At 71.8% G+C, this 1945-nt stretch carries 2 protein-coding genes and 1 rRNA gene; all 3 read right to left on the bottom strand.

Going from position 1 to position 1945, the window contains the following annotated elements; all coding sequences use genetic code 11:
- Window positions 1-74 precede the first annotated feature (74 nt).
- The gene (locus ACFWRV_RS29205) at window positions 75-785 is read right to left on the bottom strand and encodes a tetratricopeptide repeat protein (RefSeq protein WP_384338730.1); all 711 of its coding nucleotides are present in this window, start codon (window positions 783-785) and stop codon (window positions 75-77) included.
- Window positions 782-1642 (bottom strand): hypothetical protein, encoded by an 861-nt coding sequence (locus tag ACFWRV_RS29210; protein ID WP_384338731.1) that lies wholly within the window; start codon window positions 1640-1642, stop codon window positions 782-784. The genes ACFWRV_RS29205 and ACFWRV_RS29210 overlap by 4 nt, the downstream gene beginning before the upstream one ends.
- Window positions 1643-1853: 211 nt before the next feature.
- A 5S ribosomal RNA gene (rrf, locus tag ACFWRV_RS29215) occupies window positions 1854-1945 on the bottom strand; the annotation flags it as partial.

Here is a 1945-nt window from a genome sequence, read left to right on the forward strand (position 1 = left end):
GCCCGCGAATCGGGCTGGAAACGCTACAGCGGGCGGCCACCCGGCGCGGTCGCCCGCCCCTCTTTCGTCAGCGGTCAGGCCTTGGCGGAACCGTCCGCGCGCCCGTCCTGGTCGTCGCGACCTTCGGGGGCGTCCTCGGCGAGAGGCGCCTCATCCGTCTCGTCGTCCCCGAGGACATCGACGAACTCCACACCGTCCAGCTCGGCGAGCCGGTCCGACGCGTCGGTGGAGCCGTCCTTGTCGGCCTCCAGCGCCTTCCCGAACCACTCCCGGGCCTCGTCCTCGCGCCCGGCCTCCAGCAGGGCGTCCGCGTACGCGTACCGCAGACGCGGGGTCCACGGCTGCACGGAGTTGGACGCCAGCTCGGGGCTCTGGAGGGTCACGATGGCGGCGTCGATCTGACCCATGTCCCGGCGTGCCCCGGCGGCCACCAGCCGCATCTCGACCTGTCCGGCCTTGTCCAGCTTCTGCACCTCGGGGTCGCCGGCCATGGCCATCGCCCTCTCGGGCCGCCCGAGCCCGCGCTCGCAGTCCGCCATGACGGGCCACAGGTCCACGGACCCGGTCATCCGCCGTGCCGCCCGGAACTCGGCCAGCGCCTCGGCGTACTTCTGGGTCGCGTACGCCGCGAACCCGGCCGCCTCGCGCACAGCGGCCACACGGGAAGCGAGCCGGAGGGCGATACGGGAGTACGCGTAGGCCTCCTCCGGGTCCTCGTCGATCAGCCGGGCGACCATGACGAGGTTGCGCGCGACATCCTCGGCAAGGGTCTTCGGCAGGCTCATGAGCTCCTGGCGTACGTCCTTGTCGATCTCGTCGCCCGTGACGTCGTCCGGAATCGGCAGCCGCTTGATCGGCTCGCGGTCACGGTCCCGCTCATCGCGCCCACGGAAACCGCCACGGTCCCGGTCGTCGCGCTGACCGCCGCGGTATCCGCCGCGGTCGTCACGGCGGAACCCACCGCCGGAGCCGCCGCCCCGGTTGTCGTCGCGGCGGAAGCCGCCGCCGGAGGGCCGGTCGTCGTCGCGACGGGGACCACGGGGACGGTCGTCGCGGCGGTCGAAGCCACCGCTGGGACGGCCGCCACGGTCATCACGCTGCTGACTACCGCGGTACCCACCACGGTCGTCATCACGACGAGGCCCACGATCACGGTCCCGGTCATCGCGACGGAACCCACCGCCGGAGCCGCCGCCCCGGTTGTCGTCACGGGGGAAGCCGCCACCGGAGCCGCCACCGCGGTTGTCGTCACGGCGGAAACCGCCGCCGGTGGGCCGGTCGTCGTCACGACGGGGACCACGGGGACGGTCGTCGCGGCGCTCGAAGCCACCGCTGGGACGGCCGCCACGGTCATCACGCTGCTGACCACCGCGGTACCCACCACGGTCGTCATCACGACGAGGCCCACGGTCCCGGTCCCGGTCATCGCGACGGAACCCACCACCGGAGCCGCCGCCCCGGTTGTCGTCACGACGGAAGCCACCACCGGCACCCCCACCGCGATTGTCGTCACGACGGAAGCCACCACCGGTCGGCCGGCTGTCGTCACGGCGCGGGCCACGGTCGCGATCCCGGTCGTCGCGGCGGAAACCGCCGCGGTCATTGTCGCGTCGAGGTGCGCCGGAACCGGACCGGTCGTCACGACCACCGCGGTAACCGCCCCTGTCACCGCCGTCCCGGCGACGCGGCTCGCGCTCCGGACGGTCGTCGGGAGAGTTGGTGGACATGGGTGTGACTCCTGTCTTCGGGTACCACAGACATTCTCGCGCAGCCGACCAGTCGACGCGCTTCGGGAAAACAAAAGGACCCTTGGTCCCAGCATGAACGCTGGGACCAAGGGTCCTTGAAAGATTGTTCGGCGGCGTCCTACTCTCCCACAGGGTCCCCCCTGCAGTACCATCGGCGCTGAAAGGCTTAGCTTCCGGGTTCGGAATGTAACCGGGCG

The organism is Streptomyces sp. NPDC058576 (assembly GCF_042718715.1).
In the GTDB taxonomy this organism is placed as follows: Bacteria; Actinomycetota; Actinomycetes; order Streptomycetales; family Streptomycetaceae; genus Streptomyces.